14 protein-coding genes are annotated in these 14,509 nt (G+C 73.7%); 11 read left to right on the top strand and 3 right to left on the bottom strand.

Features of this window, described 5'->3' with window-relative positions; genetic code table 11:
* Positions 1–34 precede the first annotated feature (34 nt).
* Together ACRAKJ_RS14200 and ACRAKJ_RS14205 are read right to left on the bottom strand one after the other, a co-directional pair.
* Complete coding sequence (locus ACRAKJ_RS14200; RefSeq protein WP_438923712.1) at positions 35–1,147, bottom strand: hypothetical protein; 1,113 nt, start codon at positions 1,145–1,147, stop codon at positions 35–37.
* A 136-nt stretch (positions 1,148–1,283) separates the two neighbouring features.
* On the bottom strand, positions 1,284–1,661 hold the full coding sequence (locus ACRAKJ_RS14205; protein ID WP_438923711.1) for a winged helix-turn-helix transcriptional regulator: 378 nt from the start codon (positions 1,659–1,661) through the stop codon (positions 1,284–1,286).
* 321 nt (positions 1,662–1,982) lie between these two features.
* Here ACRAKJ_RS14205 and ACRAKJ_RS14210 point away from each other — a divergent pair, with 321 nt between their 5' ends.
* The 7 genes from ACRAKJ_RS14210 (at position 1,983) to ACRAKJ_RS14240 (ending at position 8,456) form a co-directional block, all read left to right on the top strand.
* Positions 1,983–3,497 (top strand): MFS transporter, encoded by a 1,515-nt coding sequence (locus ACRAKJ_RS14210; protein ID WP_438923710.1) that lies wholly within the window; start codon positions 1,983–1,985, stop codon positions 3,495–3,497.
* 207 nt (positions 3,498–3,704) lie between these two features.
* The gene (locus ACRAKJ_RS14215; protein WP_438923709.1) at positions 3,705–4,262 is read left to right on the top strand and encodes a nucleoside 2-deoxyribosyltransferase; all 558 of its coding nucleotides are present in this window, start codon (positions 3,705–3,707) and stop codon (positions 4,260–4,262) included.
* A 24-nt stretch (positions 4,263–4,286) separates the two neighbouring features.
* Positions 4,287–5,153 carry a hypothetical protein gene (locus tag ACRAKJ_RS14220; protein ID WP_438923708.1) on the top strand — a complete coding sequence of 289 codons (867 nt, stop codon included), beginning with the start codon at positions 4,287–4,289 and terminating at the stop codon, positions 5,151–5,153.
* Positions 5,150–5,953 (top strand): creatininase family protein, encoded by an 804-nt coding sequence (locus ACRAKJ_RS14225; protein WP_438923707.1) that lies wholly within the window; start codon positions 5,150–5,152, stop codon positions 5,951–5,953. Before ACRAKJ_RS14220 ends, ACRAKJ_RS14225 begins: the two co-directional genes overlap by 4 nt.
* Before the next feature lie 36 nt (positions 5,954–5,989).
* Positions 5,990–7,303 carry an NtaA/DmoA family FMN-dependent monooxygenase gene (locus ACRAKJ_RS14230; RefSeq protein WP_438923706.1) on the top strand — a complete coding sequence of 438 codons (1,314 nt, stop codon included), beginning with the start codon at positions 5,990–5,992 and terminating at the stop codon, positions 7,301–7,303.
* Between the two features lie 2 nt (positions 7,304–7,305).
* Complete coding sequence (locus ACRAKJ_RS14235) at positions 7,306–7,851, top strand: NUDIX domain-containing protein (protein ID WP_438923705.1); 546 nt, start codon at positions 7,306–7,308, stop codon at positions 7,849–7,851.
* Positions 7,848–8,456: an NAD(P)H-dependent oxidoreductase gene (locus tag ACRAKJ_RS14240; protein WP_438923704.1), complete on the top strand. Its 609-nt coding sequence runs from the start codon at positions 7,848–7,850 to the stop codon at positions 8,454–8,456. The genes ACRAKJ_RS14235 and ACRAKJ_RS14240 overlap by 4 nt, the downstream gene beginning before the upstream one ends.
* Before the next feature lie 117 nt (positions 8,457–8,573).
* Here ACRAKJ_RS14240 and ACRAKJ_RS14245 read toward each other — a convergent pair whose 3' ends face one another.
* Positions 8,574–9,125 carry an AAA family ATPase gene (locus tag ACRAKJ_RS14245; protein WP_438923703.1) on the bottom strand — a complete coding sequence of 184 codons (552 nt, stop codon included), beginning with the start codon at positions 9,123–9,125 and terminating at the stop codon, positions 8,574–8,576.
* Positions 9,126–9,350: 225 nt separating this feature from the next.
* On the opposite strand from ACRAKJ_RS14245, the gene ACRAKJ_RS14250 reads away from it, so the two are divergent.
* From ACRAKJ_RS14250 to ACRAKJ_RS14265, 4 genes are all read left to right on the top strand, one after another.
* Positions 9,351–10,490 (top strand): trypsin-like serine protease, encoded by a 1,140-nt coding sequence (locus ACRAKJ_RS14250; RefSeq protein WP_438923702.1) that lies wholly within the window; start codon positions 9,351–9,353, stop codon positions 10,488–10,490.
* A gap of 95 nt (positions 10,491–10,585) precedes the next feature.
* Positions 10,586–10,894, top strand: a complete 309-nt coding sequence (locus ACRAKJ_RS14255; RefSeq protein WP_438923701.1) for a hypothetical protein — start codon at positions 10,586–10,588, stop codon at positions 10,892–10,894.
* Positions 10,837–11,466, top strand: coding sequence for a calcium-binding protein (locus tag ACRAKJ_RS14260; RefSeq protein WP_438923700.1), 630 nt, complete (start codon positions 10,837–10,839; stop codon positions 11,464–11,466). The genes ACRAKJ_RS14255 and ACRAKJ_RS14260 overlap by 58 nt, the downstream gene beginning before the upstream one ends.
* Positions 11,467–11,544: 78 nt before the next feature.
* Entirely contained in the window at positions 11,545–14,430 is a 2,886-nt protein-coding gene (locus ACRAKJ_RS14265) for a BTAD domain-containing putative transcriptional regulator (RefSeq protein WP_438923699.1), read from the top strand.
* Positions 14,431–14,509 lie beyond the last annotated feature (79 nt).

The raw sequence follows: 14,509 nt of genomic DNA on the forward strand, positions 1-14,509 counted from the left end.
GGCGTTCACTCCTGGTTCCGGCGCCTGGCCGGGGTCAGCGCCGCAGGTCGGACACGGCGTCGGCGACGTAGTGGTCGCCGAAGCGGATCAGCGGCGCGTACCGGGCCGCCCGCCGGTGCCGCATCAGGCGCAGTTCGGCCACGGCGTTGTCCGGCCCGTCGGGGAGTTGGGCGATGCTGCGTTGCAGGCGCACCATCGAGTAGGCGAGCGTGACGTGCCGTTCGCTGTCGATCAGGTCGGCCTCGAGCAGCGCGTCCCGCGCGGCGGCGAGTTCCGGGTCGCGGGCGGCCAACCGCGCGTGGGGTTCGGGGATCACGGTGAGCAGGTCCTTCACCGCCGTGCGGAAGGTCCGGTAGCCGCGGTGCTGCCGCCCGCTCAACGGCCGCGCCACCTCGGGCGGACGCATGCCGGGCCGGACCGCGGCGGTGTAGTGCTCGACCGGGATCGTGGCGGCGTGGGTCATGGCCGCGGGAAAGCCGCGCACGAAGGTGGTGGCGTGCTCCAGCCGCCGCAGCGCGGCTCGGACCGCGCCGCGGCGCAGGTGGTGCGCGGCGTCGGTCACCGCGACCGCCGCGCAGACGTTGAACAGCACGTGCACCTGGTGGCCCACGATCCACCGGGCCGTCCACCGCTCCGCCAACGAGATCCCGTCGGCCGCTCGCGCGGTGGGGAACGGCTCGTCGGGAGGAGCGGCACGGTCGTCGGCTCCGGTCAGGTCGAGCACGGCCTGCGCCATGCCCGCGACCTCGACCGCCAGGTCGGCGCCCGACAACGGCGCCTCGCACAGGTCCCGCAGGCCGCGCTGCACGACGGCGGCGCCGTGCCAGGCGGCCTGGTGGTCGGACAGGTCCACCTCGCGCACGCGGAAGAACGACTGGCTGGTCGACCCGGCCGGGACGTCCTCGCCGACCACGCCCGCGCCTCGTGCGGACAGCGCCGCCACGAGTCCGTCCGCGACCGCCGAAGCCCTTCTCAGGGCGGCGGTGCGCTCAGCGGGACCGGCGTGCGTGGGCACCGCGGCCAGCACCGCCGCCGTCCGCCGCGCACCCGTGCGTGCGGAGAGGTCGAGCCTCGGGACGGTCCCGCCGGGGCGCGGGTCCCTGAACACGGCGACGGGCGGGTACCGGACGACCGCTGGTGGGTCCACGACCTCGAGTATCCCGGCCCGCGAATCCGGCGGGGCCGCCCGATCGGGTGGCCACCCTGCCGCCACACCGGCAATTCCCGGATGCCCGGGATGACGACGAGTCACCACTCCGGCCGGACCGCCGTCGACGGCGGTGTCAGCGAGCCGCCTGCGGTTCCGCGGCGCCGGCCTCGGCGCGGTAACGCCGACCCCATTCGTCGAGGCCCTCGACGATCTGCTCCAGCGAACGCCCCAACTCGGTCAACCCGTACTCGGTGCGCGGCGGCACCTCGGCGTGCACGGTGCGGTGGACGAGGCCGTCCTCCTCCAGTTCGCGGAGTTGCCGGGTGAGCATCCGCTGGGTCACCGACGGCATGGCGCGGCGGAGTTCGCCGAAGCGCAGCGGACCGGGGAGGAGGTACTTGACGATCAGCATCTTCCACTTGCCGCCGACGACGGCGAAAGCGACCTCGACATTGCAGAAATCGGCCACGTCGTCGATTTTCTCCCGGACCCGCACCCGTACCTGCCTCATGATCCGAGTGTAGCGCGGTGATTGCCGCGACCCCGGCCGTTCCGGTCCGCGGGTGTTCGTCGTGCCGCACGGGGTGCGCGGCCGTGCCGCTCCGTAATGAGAGGTGCCTCGGTTCGAGTGAGCGACGGCCACGTTCGGAGTAGGTTTCCGCTGTCGTCCGCCGTTCTCAATTCGGATGAGATTCGTTTCACACCGGTTCGGCGCACCGGTCCCGACCAGCGCGGGTATACCGGTTGTGACCTAGGCACAACCGGTTCACCACTTGACCCCCGCCGTGTTTTCGGTGAGAACAGGGCGGTGACTTCGATCAGTCCTTCCGCGGTGAGTCCCCCGCGAGAGGGACGGCGCTGGCTCGTCCTGGCCGTCCTGTGCACGAGCCTGCTGCTGGCCGGCCTCGACCTGACCGTGCTGCACGTGGCGGTGCCGGACGTCGCCCGGGAACTCGACCCGAGCGGACCGGCGCTGCTGTGGATCGTGGACGTGTACTCGCTGGTCGTGGCCGCGCTGCTGATCGTGTGCGGTTCGCTGGCCGACCGGCTGGGCCGCAAGCGGATCGCGTTGAGCGGGTTCGCGCTGTTCGGCGCCGCGTCGCTGACCGCGTCCTTCGCGCGGACCACGGAACAGCTGATCGGGGCACGGGCGCTGCTGGGCGTGGGCACCGCCCTGGTCATCGCCGCGACGGTGGCGATCATCCGCAACGTGTTCACCGACGACCGGGAGCGCGCCTTCGCCATCGGCCTGTGGACCGCCTCGCACAGCGTGGGCACCACCCTCGGCCCGCTGGTCGGCGGCCTGCTGGTGGAGCACTTCCACTGGAGCTCGGTCTTCCTGGTCAACGTGCCGGTGGTCGTGGTGGTGCTGGCCGTGGGCCTGTGGGTCATCCCGGAGTCGCACAACCCCGAGCCGCGGCGGTGGGACGCGTTGAGCGTGGTGCTGTCGGTGATCGGCCTCGGCGGGTTCGCCTACGGCCTGAAGCAGGCCACCGCGCCGGACGGGGTGACCCCCGCGGTCGTGGTCGGCGGCCTGGCCGGGACGGCGGTGCTGGTCTGGTTCGTGCTCAGGCAGCGGCGCATCGCGCACCCGCTGCTGGACCTGTCCCTGTTCCGCGACCGGCGGTTCAGCGTGGCGGTGGCGGCGGTGTTCGTGTGCTTCGGCTCGTACGTGGCGATGCTGTTCCTGCTGATGCAGTGGTTGCAGGAGTCGCGGCACCTGACCCCGCTGGCCGCGGGGCTCGCGATCGTGCCGCTGGCCGTCGCCAACGCCGTCGGGGCGACCACCGCGCCGTGGATCGCGACCCGGCTCGGGCACCGCGCGGCGATGAGCGCGGCGCTGGCGGTGTTCGGCGTCAGCCTGGCGGGCTTCGCCCTCGGCCCGGTCGAGGAGCACTACGCGGTCCTCGCCGCCGTCCTGGTGGTCGCCGGGTTCGGCGCCGGGATCATCATGACCACCGGCGCGGACTCGATCACGAGCGCGGTGCGGCCCGAGCGCGCCGGCGAGGCGGCGGCGATCCAGGAGACGTCGTTCGAGCTGTCGTCGGGAATCGGCATCGCGGCGCTGGGCAGCGTGGTCGCCCTGGTCTACCGGCTGTCGCTGCCCGTCCCGCCGTCCCTCGACCCCGAGCGGGCCACCGCCGCCCGCTCCTCCGTCGCCGCGGCGGAGCAGGCCGCCGCCGACCTGCCCGGACCCGAGGGCGCCGCCCTGCTCGCCTCCGCCGCGGAGGCGTACGGGCAGGGCGCCCGGTTCGCCTTCGGCGTCAGCGCGGTGCTGCTGCTGGGCATGGCGGCGCTGACGTTCGCGCTGCTGCGCGCCGGTCCCGACCGCGCGGTCCGCGCCTGACCCCCGGCGCACGCCCTCCCGCCGCCACCCCCCGTGGCGGCGGGAAATCGGCGTGCCCGGTTTTTGTTTCGTAGCCGGAGTTTGTTTTCACCCCAACGGTGGATGTCCGGTTTGTCGGGCGCCTGGTCAACTTTGAGGGCGAAAGTAATGTGCGAAACTAAACGCACGACTCATGCGACCGGTTCGACCTGCACCGAGGGGTAGATCGTGTCACAAGAATTCGGTAATGGCTCCGAAGTCCTGCGCGGACTGGACCTGTTCGTCGGGGGACCGATTCAACACGCGTTATCGCCGGACGGGTTCACGTCCGACCTGGAGAAAACGCTCGAACTCGTCATGGAAACGCTCCGGGGTTACGGGGCGAACATCTACTCCGCGCACACCGTCGAGCATTTCGGCGACCGCACCGCCCACTACACGCCCGAGCAGGTCGCCGCCCGCGACCTGCGCTGGATGTCCAAGTGCGACGCGTTCGTCCCCGTCCTGCCGGTGACCGAGGACGGCCTGCTGATGCGCACCGACGGCACCCACGTCGAACTGGGCTGGGCCACCGCGCTGGGCAGGCCGATCGTGCTGGTCACCCACCAGCCGATCGTCGAGTCGGCCAGCCACCTGCTCAAGGGGCTGCACCGCGTCGGTGACGTGCAGCTGCTCGACGTCGAACGGTTCGCGCGCACCCCGTTCCTGCTCGTCGAGCACGTCCTGCGCGCCACGAAGCGGCAGCGCGAAGCCGTGCGCAGCAGCGTCGTCTTCGCCCGCGCCTGACCGACAGCCGAGGAGAGGCGAACCGTGCACACCAACCACGAGGTCGACGTCCTGGGCCTGCGCCTGCGCACCCCCGTGGTCGTCGGCTCCGGCCTGCTCACCGACCAGGCGCGCAACATCCGCAAGCTCCTGGACGTCGGCGCGGGCGCGGTCGTGACCAAGACCATCCACCCGTCGCCGCCCCGCGACCTGGACGAGCGCATCCTGCGGTTGCCCACGGGGATGCTCAACAGCACCACCTACTCCAAGCGCCCGGTGGACGAATGGCTCGGTCACCTGCGCGACTTCGCCGGCGACGCCCTCCCCGTCATCGCCTCCGTGCACGCCGACTCGCCCGCCGAGCTGGGCGAGCTGGCCGCGGCCGTGGCGACCACCGGGTGCGGGGCGCTGGAACTGGGCATCTCCTGCCTCAACGAGGAGGACGGCCTGGAGGACACCCCGGAACGCGTGTTCGCGCACGCGACCGCCGTGCGCGCCGCGACGGCGATCCCGTTCTCGGTCAAGCTCGCCGTGGGCGAGGGCCTGCGCGACCGGGCACTGGCCGCGCTGGAGGGCGGCGCGGCGGCGCTGAGCATCAGCGACACCATCCCCGCCGCCGCCGTCGCGGCGGGCGGCGGCCTGGAACTCGGCGGCGTGTTCGGCTACTCCGGCCCCGGCATCAAACCGCTGGTCCTGGGGGCGATCTGGGCACTGCGGGCCGGGGGCGTCACCGCACCCGTGCTGGGCATCGGCGGCGTGCAGTCCGCCCGGGACGTACAGGACTACCTGGCCGTCGGCGCGTGCGCCGCGCAGGTCTACACCGCGCTGCACACCGACATGTACGGCACGCTCGACCGCATCGTGCGCGACGTGGCGGCGTTGCCGGGCGCGACGGCGGAGGTCGGTCGGTGAGCCCTCGCCGGGGGCGTCCGTACGCGGAGCTGGCCAGCGCCGAGGTCCACGACGCCGTGCGCGGCGCGACCCTGGTGTGGCCGATCGGCAGCACCGAGCAGCACGGCCCGCACCTGCCGCTGGCCGTCGACTCGCTGCTGGCCGAGGCGTTCGCCCACGACCTCGCCGCGCGGCTGGACGGCTTCGTCCTGCCCGTCGTCCACATCGGCGCCCGCTCACTGCCCCAGAGCGGGGGAGGGCTCGCCTTCCCCGGCACCCTCTACGCCACCGGCGCCGAGCTGATCCGCTACCTCGCGGCGGTGCTCCGCTCGCTGGCGCCGCTGCCGTTCGCCCGCCTGGTCGTGCTCAACGGGCACTTCGAGAACGAGGCGCTGCTGCTGGAAGCCGTGGACGAGGCGTGCGTCGCCGGCGCGCTGCGCGACCGCGAGGTGCTGGCGTTCAGCTGGTGGAGCCTCGTCGACGAGGCGTGGGCCCGCGAGCAGGACGAGCACTTCCCCGGCTGGCACGCCGAGCACGCCGGCCACACCGAGACCAGCCTCGTGCTGCACCTGCGCCCGGACCTGGTGCGGCGGGAACGACCCGACCACGAGAACCCGCCGCCCGCCGGTGTCTACGCCCACCCCCTCGACACCACCGTCGCGAGCACCGGCGGCGTGCTGTCGCGCACCTCGGCCGCCTCGGCGGAGGCCGGGCGGCGACTGTTCGACCACGTCGCCGAGCGGGCCGCCACCGAGGTCCGCCGCGGGTTCGGCCTGACCCGGCCCGCACGGGCGGGCGACTACGCCCGACCGCGCCCGTGACCGCGCCCGTGACCGCACCGGAAGGACACCACCGGCATGCCAACCCCTTTCCACCTGGCCTTCATCCTGAACTTCACCACCGACGACTGGCAGGGGCCCTTCGGCAACGGCGGTGACCCCTGGGACGGCGAGTTCCACATCGGCGTGGCGCAGGCGCTGGAGCGGGCCTGCTTCGACTACGTCATCATCGAGGACAAGCTGATGGTCCCCGAGACCTACGGCGGCAGCGCCGCGGCGGCGCTGCGCCAGGCCGCCATCGCGCCCAAGCACGACCCGGTGCCGCTCGCGGCGGCCATGGGCAAGGCCACCTCGGAGCTGGGCATCGTCGCCACCCTGTCCACCATGGCCTACCCGCCGTTCATGACGGCGCGCCTGTCCTCCACGATGGACAGCCTGCTGCGCGGCCGGTTCGGCTGGAACATCGTCACCAGCGCGGAGGACCTGGCCGCGCAGAACTTCGGCATGGACGGACTCCCGCCCCGCGAGCAGCGCTACGAGATGGCCGACGAGTACGTGGACCTGGTGCGGCAGCTGTTCGACTCGTGGGACGCCGACGCCGTCGTGCTCGACCGCGAGCGCGGCGTGTTCGCCGACCCGGACAAGGTGCGGCCGATCCACTTCCGCGGCAAGTACTTCGCCAGCCGGGGCCCGCTCAACACCGTGCCCTCACCGCAGCACCGCCCCGCGTTCGTGCAGGCCGGGGCCTCCCCGCGGGGACGGGCGTTCGCCGCCCGCAACGCCGACTCGGTCATCGCCATCGCCAACGGCCCCGAGGAGATGAAGCGGTTCCGCGACGACGTGCGGGCCAAAGCCGCGGAACAGGGGCGGGACCCGGACTCCGTCAAGGTGCTGTTCTGCGTCACCCCCACCCTGGGCGAGACCGACGCGGAGGCCCGGGAACGCCACGAGCGGATGGTGAACGCGCCGGGGTTCATCCAGGACGTCCTCGTCCAGGTGTCCGCGCTGACCCAGATCGACTTCGCCGAGTTCGACCTGGACCGGCCGCTGCCCCGGCGCCTGGAGACCAACGGCGAGAAGGGCACCCTCGACCAGTTCCAGCAGTGGGGCAGCGGCAAGACGCTCAGGCAGCTCGTCGTGGAGAACGCGGGCGGCCTGGTGTCCTCGGTCGAGCTGATCGGCTCGCCCGACACCGTGGCCGAGCGGATGGGCGAGGTGATGGCCGAGGTCGGCGGCGACGGGTTCATGCTCACCACGCCGCTGCTGCGCCTCAACCGCCGCTACATCGCCGACGTCACCGAAGGACTGGTGCCCGCGCTGCAACGACGCGGTCTGGCGCGCGACCGCTACGAGCCGGGGCGGACGCTGCGCCAACGGCTCCTGGAGTTCTGACCGTGACGGGCGCCCTGCGCGCCGCCGCGACGTCACCGCTGCGCGCCGCCGACTGGCGCGGTGACCCCCGCTACGGGTCGATCATCCCGGCGGCGGTGGTGGTGGTGCGCGGACCCGACGGCACCACGACGTTCGTCAGGCAGAAGGGAGGACCGTTCGCGGGGCGCTGGATGCTGCCCGGCGGGGGCGTCGAGCCCGGCGAGTTCGTCCGGGACGCCGCCGCCCGGGAGGTCTTCGAGGAGACGGGCATCAGCGTCGCGCCGCACCTGCTCGAACCGATCGGCAACTACGAGGTCGTCGCCGAGGCACCCGACCCCGGCGCCTACCACGTGCTGCTGTTCGCCTTCCTGGCCACCGGCTCCCACCTGCTGCCCGAGGGGTTCGTGGGCGACAACGGCGGCGGCGCGACCCAGGTCCGGCCGGACCGGCTGGACGTGCACTCCACCGACCGCCGCATCCTCGCCGACGCCGGCCTGCTCGTCGACGCGCACGGGACCGTCGACGCGGCGGTCGCGCGGGACCGGCTCAGGATCGAGGTGCTCAGGTGAAGGGGACCGCCGTGGACGACGACCCGCTGGTGCTCACCGTTCTCACCAGTAGCCTGCGCACCGGTCGCTTCGGACCGGTCGTGGCGGACTGGTTCCTGCGCCGGGCGCGCGAGCACGACGGGATCGTCGTGACGTGCGTCGACCTCGGCGAGGTCATCACCCCGCGGCTGTGGTCCGATCCCTCGCAGGGACCGAAGTGGCGACGCGTCGTCGGCGGCTCGGACGCCTTCGTCGTCGTGACGCCGGAGTACAACCACAGCTACCCGGGGCTGCTCAAGCACGCCATCGACAGCCTCGACCGGGAGTGGCACCGCAAACCGGTCGGCTTCGTCAGCTACGGCGGCCTCTCCGGCGGCCTGCGCGCCGTCGAAGCGCTCCGGCTCGTGTTCGCGGAGCTGTACGCCGTGTCCGTCCGGCACACGGTCAGCTTCCACGGCGGTCGGGCCTGCTTCGACGAGGAGGGCGAGCCGCTGGAGCGGGCCGCCGCCGACACGGCCGCGGTGCGCATGCTCGACGAACTGACCTGGTGGGCCCGCGCCCTGCGCACCGCCCGGTCGCACGGCCTGCCGGCCGAACCCCGCGCGGAGGGCGTCATCGCCGGCTGAACCCCCGGACCGGCGTTCCCCCAGTCGCCCGGTCCGGAACCGCGGAGCCGGTCGAGTCGCCCCGGTGTGCGACTCGGCCGGCTCCGCCCTCGTCGGTGTGCCGCTCCACGGGGCTCCTCAGCGCGGCGGGACGCGCGCCTCGGTCCACGCCCGGTCGAGGATCTCGTCCACGGTCTCCTCGGGGGTCTGGTCGGAGGTGTCGAGCCAGAGGCCGAGGCGCGGCGTGTCGTTCCGCAGGCCGCGGTCGAGCAGGTCGACGGTCCACTCGTCGTAGGTGTTCTTCGCCCGGCCCGCCTCCCGGGCGGCGACGGCCTCGACCCGGGGGGCGAGCACCACGACCAGCAACGGCCGCTGCCGGATCAACCGGACCACGTCGGCGAGGTGGTCGCCGAGGATGACGTCCTGGGCGACGACGGTGAACCCGTCCCGGAAGTAGGCGTCGGCGGTGGCCGCCGTCAGCCGGTAACGCAGCCGCAGTTGCCGCACCGCCTCCTCGGACGGTTCGGGGGTCATGTCCGCCCGGCCGTTGACCACCATCCGCCGGAACAGGTCACCCCGCAGGTGCACCGAGCGCGGCAGGCGCTCGGCCAGCAGCTGCGCGACGGTCGACTTCCCCGCCGCCTGGATGCCGGTGATCAGGATGACGGCCCGCTCCGGTGCCGAGGTCATGGGTGCGCGTCCTCCCTGGCCCGTCGGCCGACGTCGACGGCGCAGGCGGTCCGGTCGCCGAGGGGGTCCCCGGCGGCTCGGCTTCGATCGTCCCACGGTCGTCCGGAGCCGGGTCGGCCACGGGCGCGGCAAGCCGACGGCAACCTTCCGCCAGCCCCGCGGCAACCGCGCGGTCCTCTGCTGTGTCCCGCGGCCCGGACCACCGGGCCAGAGAGGTGGGACACGATGAGAAGGGAACACCTGCCGGCCCTGTCGATCGGGGTGCTGCTGCTCGCGGCACTGGCACCGGTCGTGACGGCGTCGGCGGCCGAGGCGGAGGACCCGTGCGCGGACCGCCCGGCGACCGAGTTGGACCGGCGCGGCGACTGGCGTTGCGTCGGGTTGGCCAAGTACACCGATCCCAACGCCCAGCCGAAGGTCGCCGCGCTCAGCGACGACGACGCCAAGCGGCTCGACACCACCCGGCCGACGAGCTGGGAGCTCGGCGTCGCGATCTCCCCGGACGGCCGGCTCTACCGGCAGACCGCGCTGTCACCGACGGGCCCGCAGGAGGTCCGCCCGCACAACCCGACACCACCCGACCAGGACCCGGAGGGCGAACCGAAGCCGGGGACCACGAGCACCGCCGAGGGCGGGGTCGGCACCCGGACGATCATCGGCGCCGACAACCGGGTGCTGCGCCCGGTGACCACGGGCTACCCGTGGCGGACGATCGGCTCGATCCTGGCCCCCGGCGCGAGCACCTCGAACTGCTCGGGGTCCCTGATCGGGCCGCGGCACCTCCTCACCGCCGGTCACTGCATCCACCCGGGCGGCGGCGGCGCGGGCGCGGGCTGGTACCCCAACCGCAAGGTGGCGCCCGGCCAGGACGGGATCGGCGTCTTCCCGAACGGCCTCAAGAACAGCCACTGGTACTTCAGCGTGAGCGGGTGGTACGACTGGGCCGACCCGGCCTACGACTACGCGATGATCGTGCTCCAGGACCTCGACTCCACCGCGCACCTCGGCTGGCTGGGGTGGCGTTCCAGCGGGCACGCGGGTGACCACTGGACGGCCGGCTACCCCGGCTGGTCGTACCAGTGCGCCGCCTCGCCCTCGGCCGACGGCCAGTGCGACAACTACCAGTACGGCGGCGACGGCACGGCGCAACTGGTGCTGGCCAGGCAGATCAGGACCAGCGTCGACGTCCAGAGCGGCCAGAGCGGATCGCCGGCCTACAAGTACAACGGCGGCGACCGGCGGGTGATCGGGGTCGTCGCCTACCACGGCAACTGGGCCACCAGGGTGACCCCGGCCAGGTCGAACAACTTCTGCGACTGGATCCACGCCTTCCCGAGCGCGTTCAACGACCACCCCTGCGAGTAGGAGTCCGGCTGCCGAGGGCCTTCGCGGGCCCTCGGCAACCCGACGGCAACCGGCCCCGGCTACCAAGAGCGCACACGTGACGAGACGGAGGATTCATGCGCACGATGGTGAACGCGGCGATGGTGAACGCGGCGGTGGTCGCCGTGCTGTGCGTCGCACCGGCACCGGCGGTAGCGGCGGCGGCCGAGGAAGGCGACCCGGCGACGGGGTCGCTCCAGGTGGTCGGCTCGGTCCTGGAGTTCAGGGCGTCCGACGGGGTCGCGAACGACGTGGAGACCTGGCGGTTGAACGCCACCCAGATGGCCGTCATCGACATCGGTCCGCTCGACGCCCGGGGCCGGAGTGCGTGTCCGGTCTGGACGACGACTTCCCGGACATGGTCACCTGCGACATCTCCGGGGTGACCTCGACCCTGCTGGACCTGGGTGACCTGGACGACCGGCTGCTGGTGCGGGACCCGATGTCGGTGCTGGTGACGAGCGGTAGCGGCGACGACGTGCTGTGGACCTGGTCGGGCAACGACACCCTCAAGGGCGGGCCCGGCGCCGACTTCCTCGACAGCGGGCCCGGGAACGACCTGCTGCTGGGCGGCACGGGCGCCGACGTGATGGCCGGCGGCCCCGGTGTGGACACGGTCAGCTACGCCGACCACCTCGTGGGCGTGAACGCCGACGCCGACGGCCAGGCCGAGGACGACGGGCAGCCCGGCGAGGGCGACACGATCACCACCGACGTGGAGAACATCTCCGGCGGCCCGGCCGCGGACTTCCTCGGCGGCAACGGCGGGGCGAACGACCTCCTCGGCGGTGGCGGCGACGACCTGCTGTTCGGCTACGGCGGGGTCGATCGCCTGCACGGCGGTTCCGGCTTCGACCTCCTGGACGGCGGCACCGGACCGTCCGGAACCGCCGAGTCCGACCTCTGCGACCCCGGTTCGCAGGGCGGCCGGCTCGTCGGCTGCGAGCGGACCCGCTGAGGGGTTCGGCATCGGCGGTATCAGCCGCGGGCCTGCGGCCTCCTCCCCCCGAGGACTCCGGAGGGGGCGCCCGCGGACATGTTCCCCGACACGTTCGACATCCGACTGCTCGGCCCGGTGGAGATCACCGGGCCGGGTGGTCCGGTGGCGCTGGGCAAACCGCGGCAGCGGACCCTGCTCGCCCTGCTGGCGCTGCGCGCCCGGCACGTGGTGTCCCGCTCGGCGCTGATCGACGCGCTGTGGGACGAGCGGCCACCTCGTTCGGCGGTCAAGACGCTCAACGCGCACGTCGCGCACCTGCGCCGGGCGCTGGGCGTCGCGGGGCTGGGTGCGGTGATCGGCACCCGGTCGCCGGGCTACCTGCTCGACGTGCCCGTCGAGCACGTCGACGCGCACCGCTTCGACGCGTTGCTCCGGTCGGGCCGCACGGCGTCGTCCCCGGAGGAGGCGGCCCGGGCGCTGCGCGCCGCGTTGGAGCTGTGGCGGGGTGACGTGCTCGCGGACTGCGCGGTGGGCGAGTGGGCGCGGGCCGAGGCGGCGCGGCTGCGGGAGGCCCGGCAGTACGCGGTGGAGGAGCTGTGCGGTGCCGAACTCGCGTTGGGCGGGCACGCCGGGGTGGCCGTCGAGCTGGAGCCGCTGGTCGCGCGGTACCCGCTGCGGGAACGGCTGTGGGAGCTGCTGATGCTGGCCCTGTACCGGGGCGGGCGGCAGGCCGACGCGCTGGCCGCGTACCACCGGGCGCGGACCGCCCTGCTGGCGGAACTGGGGGTGGAGCCGGGATCGGCGTTGCGCCGGCTCGAAGCCGCGATCCTGGCGGGCCGGGAACCGCGGGCACCGTGGGAGCGGACGCGCCACGACCCCGTGCCCGCGGCCGTGCCCGCGCCGTTGACCGGTCTGATCGGCCGGGACAAGGACGTGGCCGAGCTGACCGGCCTGGTCGCCGAACGCCGGCTGGTGACGCTCACCGGTGTCGGCGGCTGCGGCAAGACCCGGTTGGCGATCGCGGTCGCCGCCCCGGTCGCCCACGGGTTCGTCGACCTCACGGCGGTGTCCGACCCGGGGCTGGTGCCGCGGGCGGTCTGCGACGCGCTGGGCGTGCGGGGCGATCCCGACGTGACCGCGCTGGCGGGGCAGCTGCGCGACCGGGAACTGCTGCTGGTGCTGGACAACTGCGAGCACCTGGTGGACGCGTGCGCCGGGCTGGTCGAGGAGCTGTTGCGGTCCTGCCCGCGGCTGCGCGTGCTCGCCACCAGCCGGGAGTCGCTGACGCTGGTCGGCGAGGTGGTGTGGCCGGTGGCGCCGCTGCCGGTGCCGACCCGTGCCGCGGCGACGTTGGCCGAGGTCCGTGACTTCGACGCGGTGCGGCTGTTCCTGGACCGGGCCGCGCTGCCCGCCGTGCGGGAGCTGACCGACGCCGACGCGCCCGCGCTGGCCGCCATCTGCTCCGGGTTGGACGGGCTGCCGCTGGCGCTGGAACTGGCCGCGGCCCGGACGGCGGTGCTCACCGTCCGCGAGATCGCCGACCGGCTCCGGGACCCGGCGCTGCTGCGGGCGCACCGGCACCCGGACCGGCCGCACCACCGGGCGTTGGACGACGCGTTGGCGTGGAGCTACGACCTGCTCGACCCGGCCGGCCGGTCGCGGTTCCGGAGGCTGGCGGTGTTCGCGGGCGGGTTCGACCGGGCGGCGGTGGAGGCGGTGTGGCCGGAAACGGCCGGGTACGCGGTCGACGTGCTGTCCGACCTGGTGGCCAAGTCGCTGGTGATGGTGGACCGGCGGCGGGGTCGGGCGCGCTACCGGTTGCCGGCGACGATCCGCCACCACGCCCGGGAAAGGCTGGCGGGGGAGGCCGCCGAGGAAGCGGAGACCCGGCGCCGGCACGCCGAGCACTACCTGGCCCTGGCGGTCGAGGCCGACCGGGGGTCGCGCGGGCCGGGTTCCGCCGCGTGGCTGGACCGCCTCACGGTCGACGACGACAACCTGCGGGTGGCGTCGGAGCACCTCGCCGGTACGCCGGGTGAGCTGCGGATGGCCCTGGCGCTGGCCCGGTACCGCCGGTCGCGCGGGCGGTACCGGGAGGGGCGGAGTTCGCTGTCGGAAGCGCTCCAGCGGTGCCCGGACGCGCCGGCGGTGGAGCGGGCCCGGGCGTTGTCGTCGGTGGCGTTCCTGGCCTACTTCGAGGGTTCCTACGGTGTGGCGGCCGACTTCGCCCGCCGTGCCCTGTCCGCACACGGGGAGCTGGCGGACCGGCAGGGGATGGCGCGGAGCCGGCGGCTGCTGGGCTCGATCGCGTGCGAGCGCGGTGAGTACCGCGCCTCCATGGGCTGGTACGCCGAGGCGCTGGCGACCTACGAATCGGTGGACGACGAGTCGGGGCGGGCGGACGTCGTCCAGATGAGCGGGTTCGCCTCGTGGCTCGCCGGTGACCTCGCGGGCGCGGAACCCCTGCTGGAGAAGGCGCTGCGCGACTACGGGGCGTTGGGCGACGCCGAGAACGCGTCGTCCACGCGGGTGCACCTGGCGGCGGTGTCGCTGTACTCGGGGGACCTGACGCGGGCGCGGGTGTTGGCGGGGCAGGCGTTGAGCCACTTCGTCGAGCTGGACTTCCGGGAGGGGATCGCCTGGGCGCACAACATCCTGGGCCTGGTCTCGTTGCGGGAGGGCGGGGACGCGGTGCCCGCGCTGCGGGCCGGGCTGCGGGTGCACTGGGAGGTGGGCGACCGGTGGCGGCAGGCGAGCGTGCTGGAGGCACTGGCGGCGGCGCACGTCGACCGGCCGCTGCACGCGTACCGCCTGCTGTGGCTGGCCACCACGATCCGGGAGGAGCTGGGCGTGCCGGTGCCCGCGCAGGAACGGGCTTGGCTCCAGCAGACCCGGGAGACGCTGTCCCGGCGGCTCTCGTCGGCCGAGCGGTACGCCGTCACCCAGGAGACGGCCCTCTCGGTGGCGGACGTCCTCGCTTGACCCGCCGGTGTCCCGCACCCGACGTTCGTCGACGAACCGCGGGGTTGTCGGACGGCGAGCCCGACCAGGGTGCCGCGAC

This window comes from Saccharothrix sp. DSM 118769 (assembly GCF_052936295.1).

Bases quoted from the DNA above. Each gene is read 5' to 3' on its own strand.
- ACRAKJ_RS14205 (WP_438923711.1), bottom strand. From the start codon at position 1,661: ATGAGGCAGGTACGGGTGCGGGTCCGGGAGAAAATCGACGACGTGGCC.
- ACRAKJ_RS14230 (WP_438923706.1), top strand. From the start codon at position 5,990: ATGCCAACCCCTTTCCACCTGGCCTTCATCCTGAACTTCACCACCGAC.
- ACRAKJ_RS14245 (WP_438923703.1), bottom strand. From the start codon at position 9,125: ATGACCTCGGCACCGGAGCGGGCCGTCATCCTGATCACCGGCATCCAG.
- ACRAKJ_RS14250 (WP_438923702.1), top strand. From the start codon at position 9,351: ATGAGAAGGGAACACCTGCCGGCCCTGTCGATCGGGGTGCTGCTGCTC.
- ACRAKJ_RS14255 (WP_438923701.1), top strand. From the start codon at position 10,586: ATGCGCACGATGGTGAACGCGGCGATGGTGAACGCGGCGGTGGTCGCC.
- ACRAKJ_RS14265 (WP_438923699.1), top strand. From the start codon at position 11,545: ATGTTCCCCGACACGTTCGACATCCGACTGCTCGGCCCGGTGGAGATC.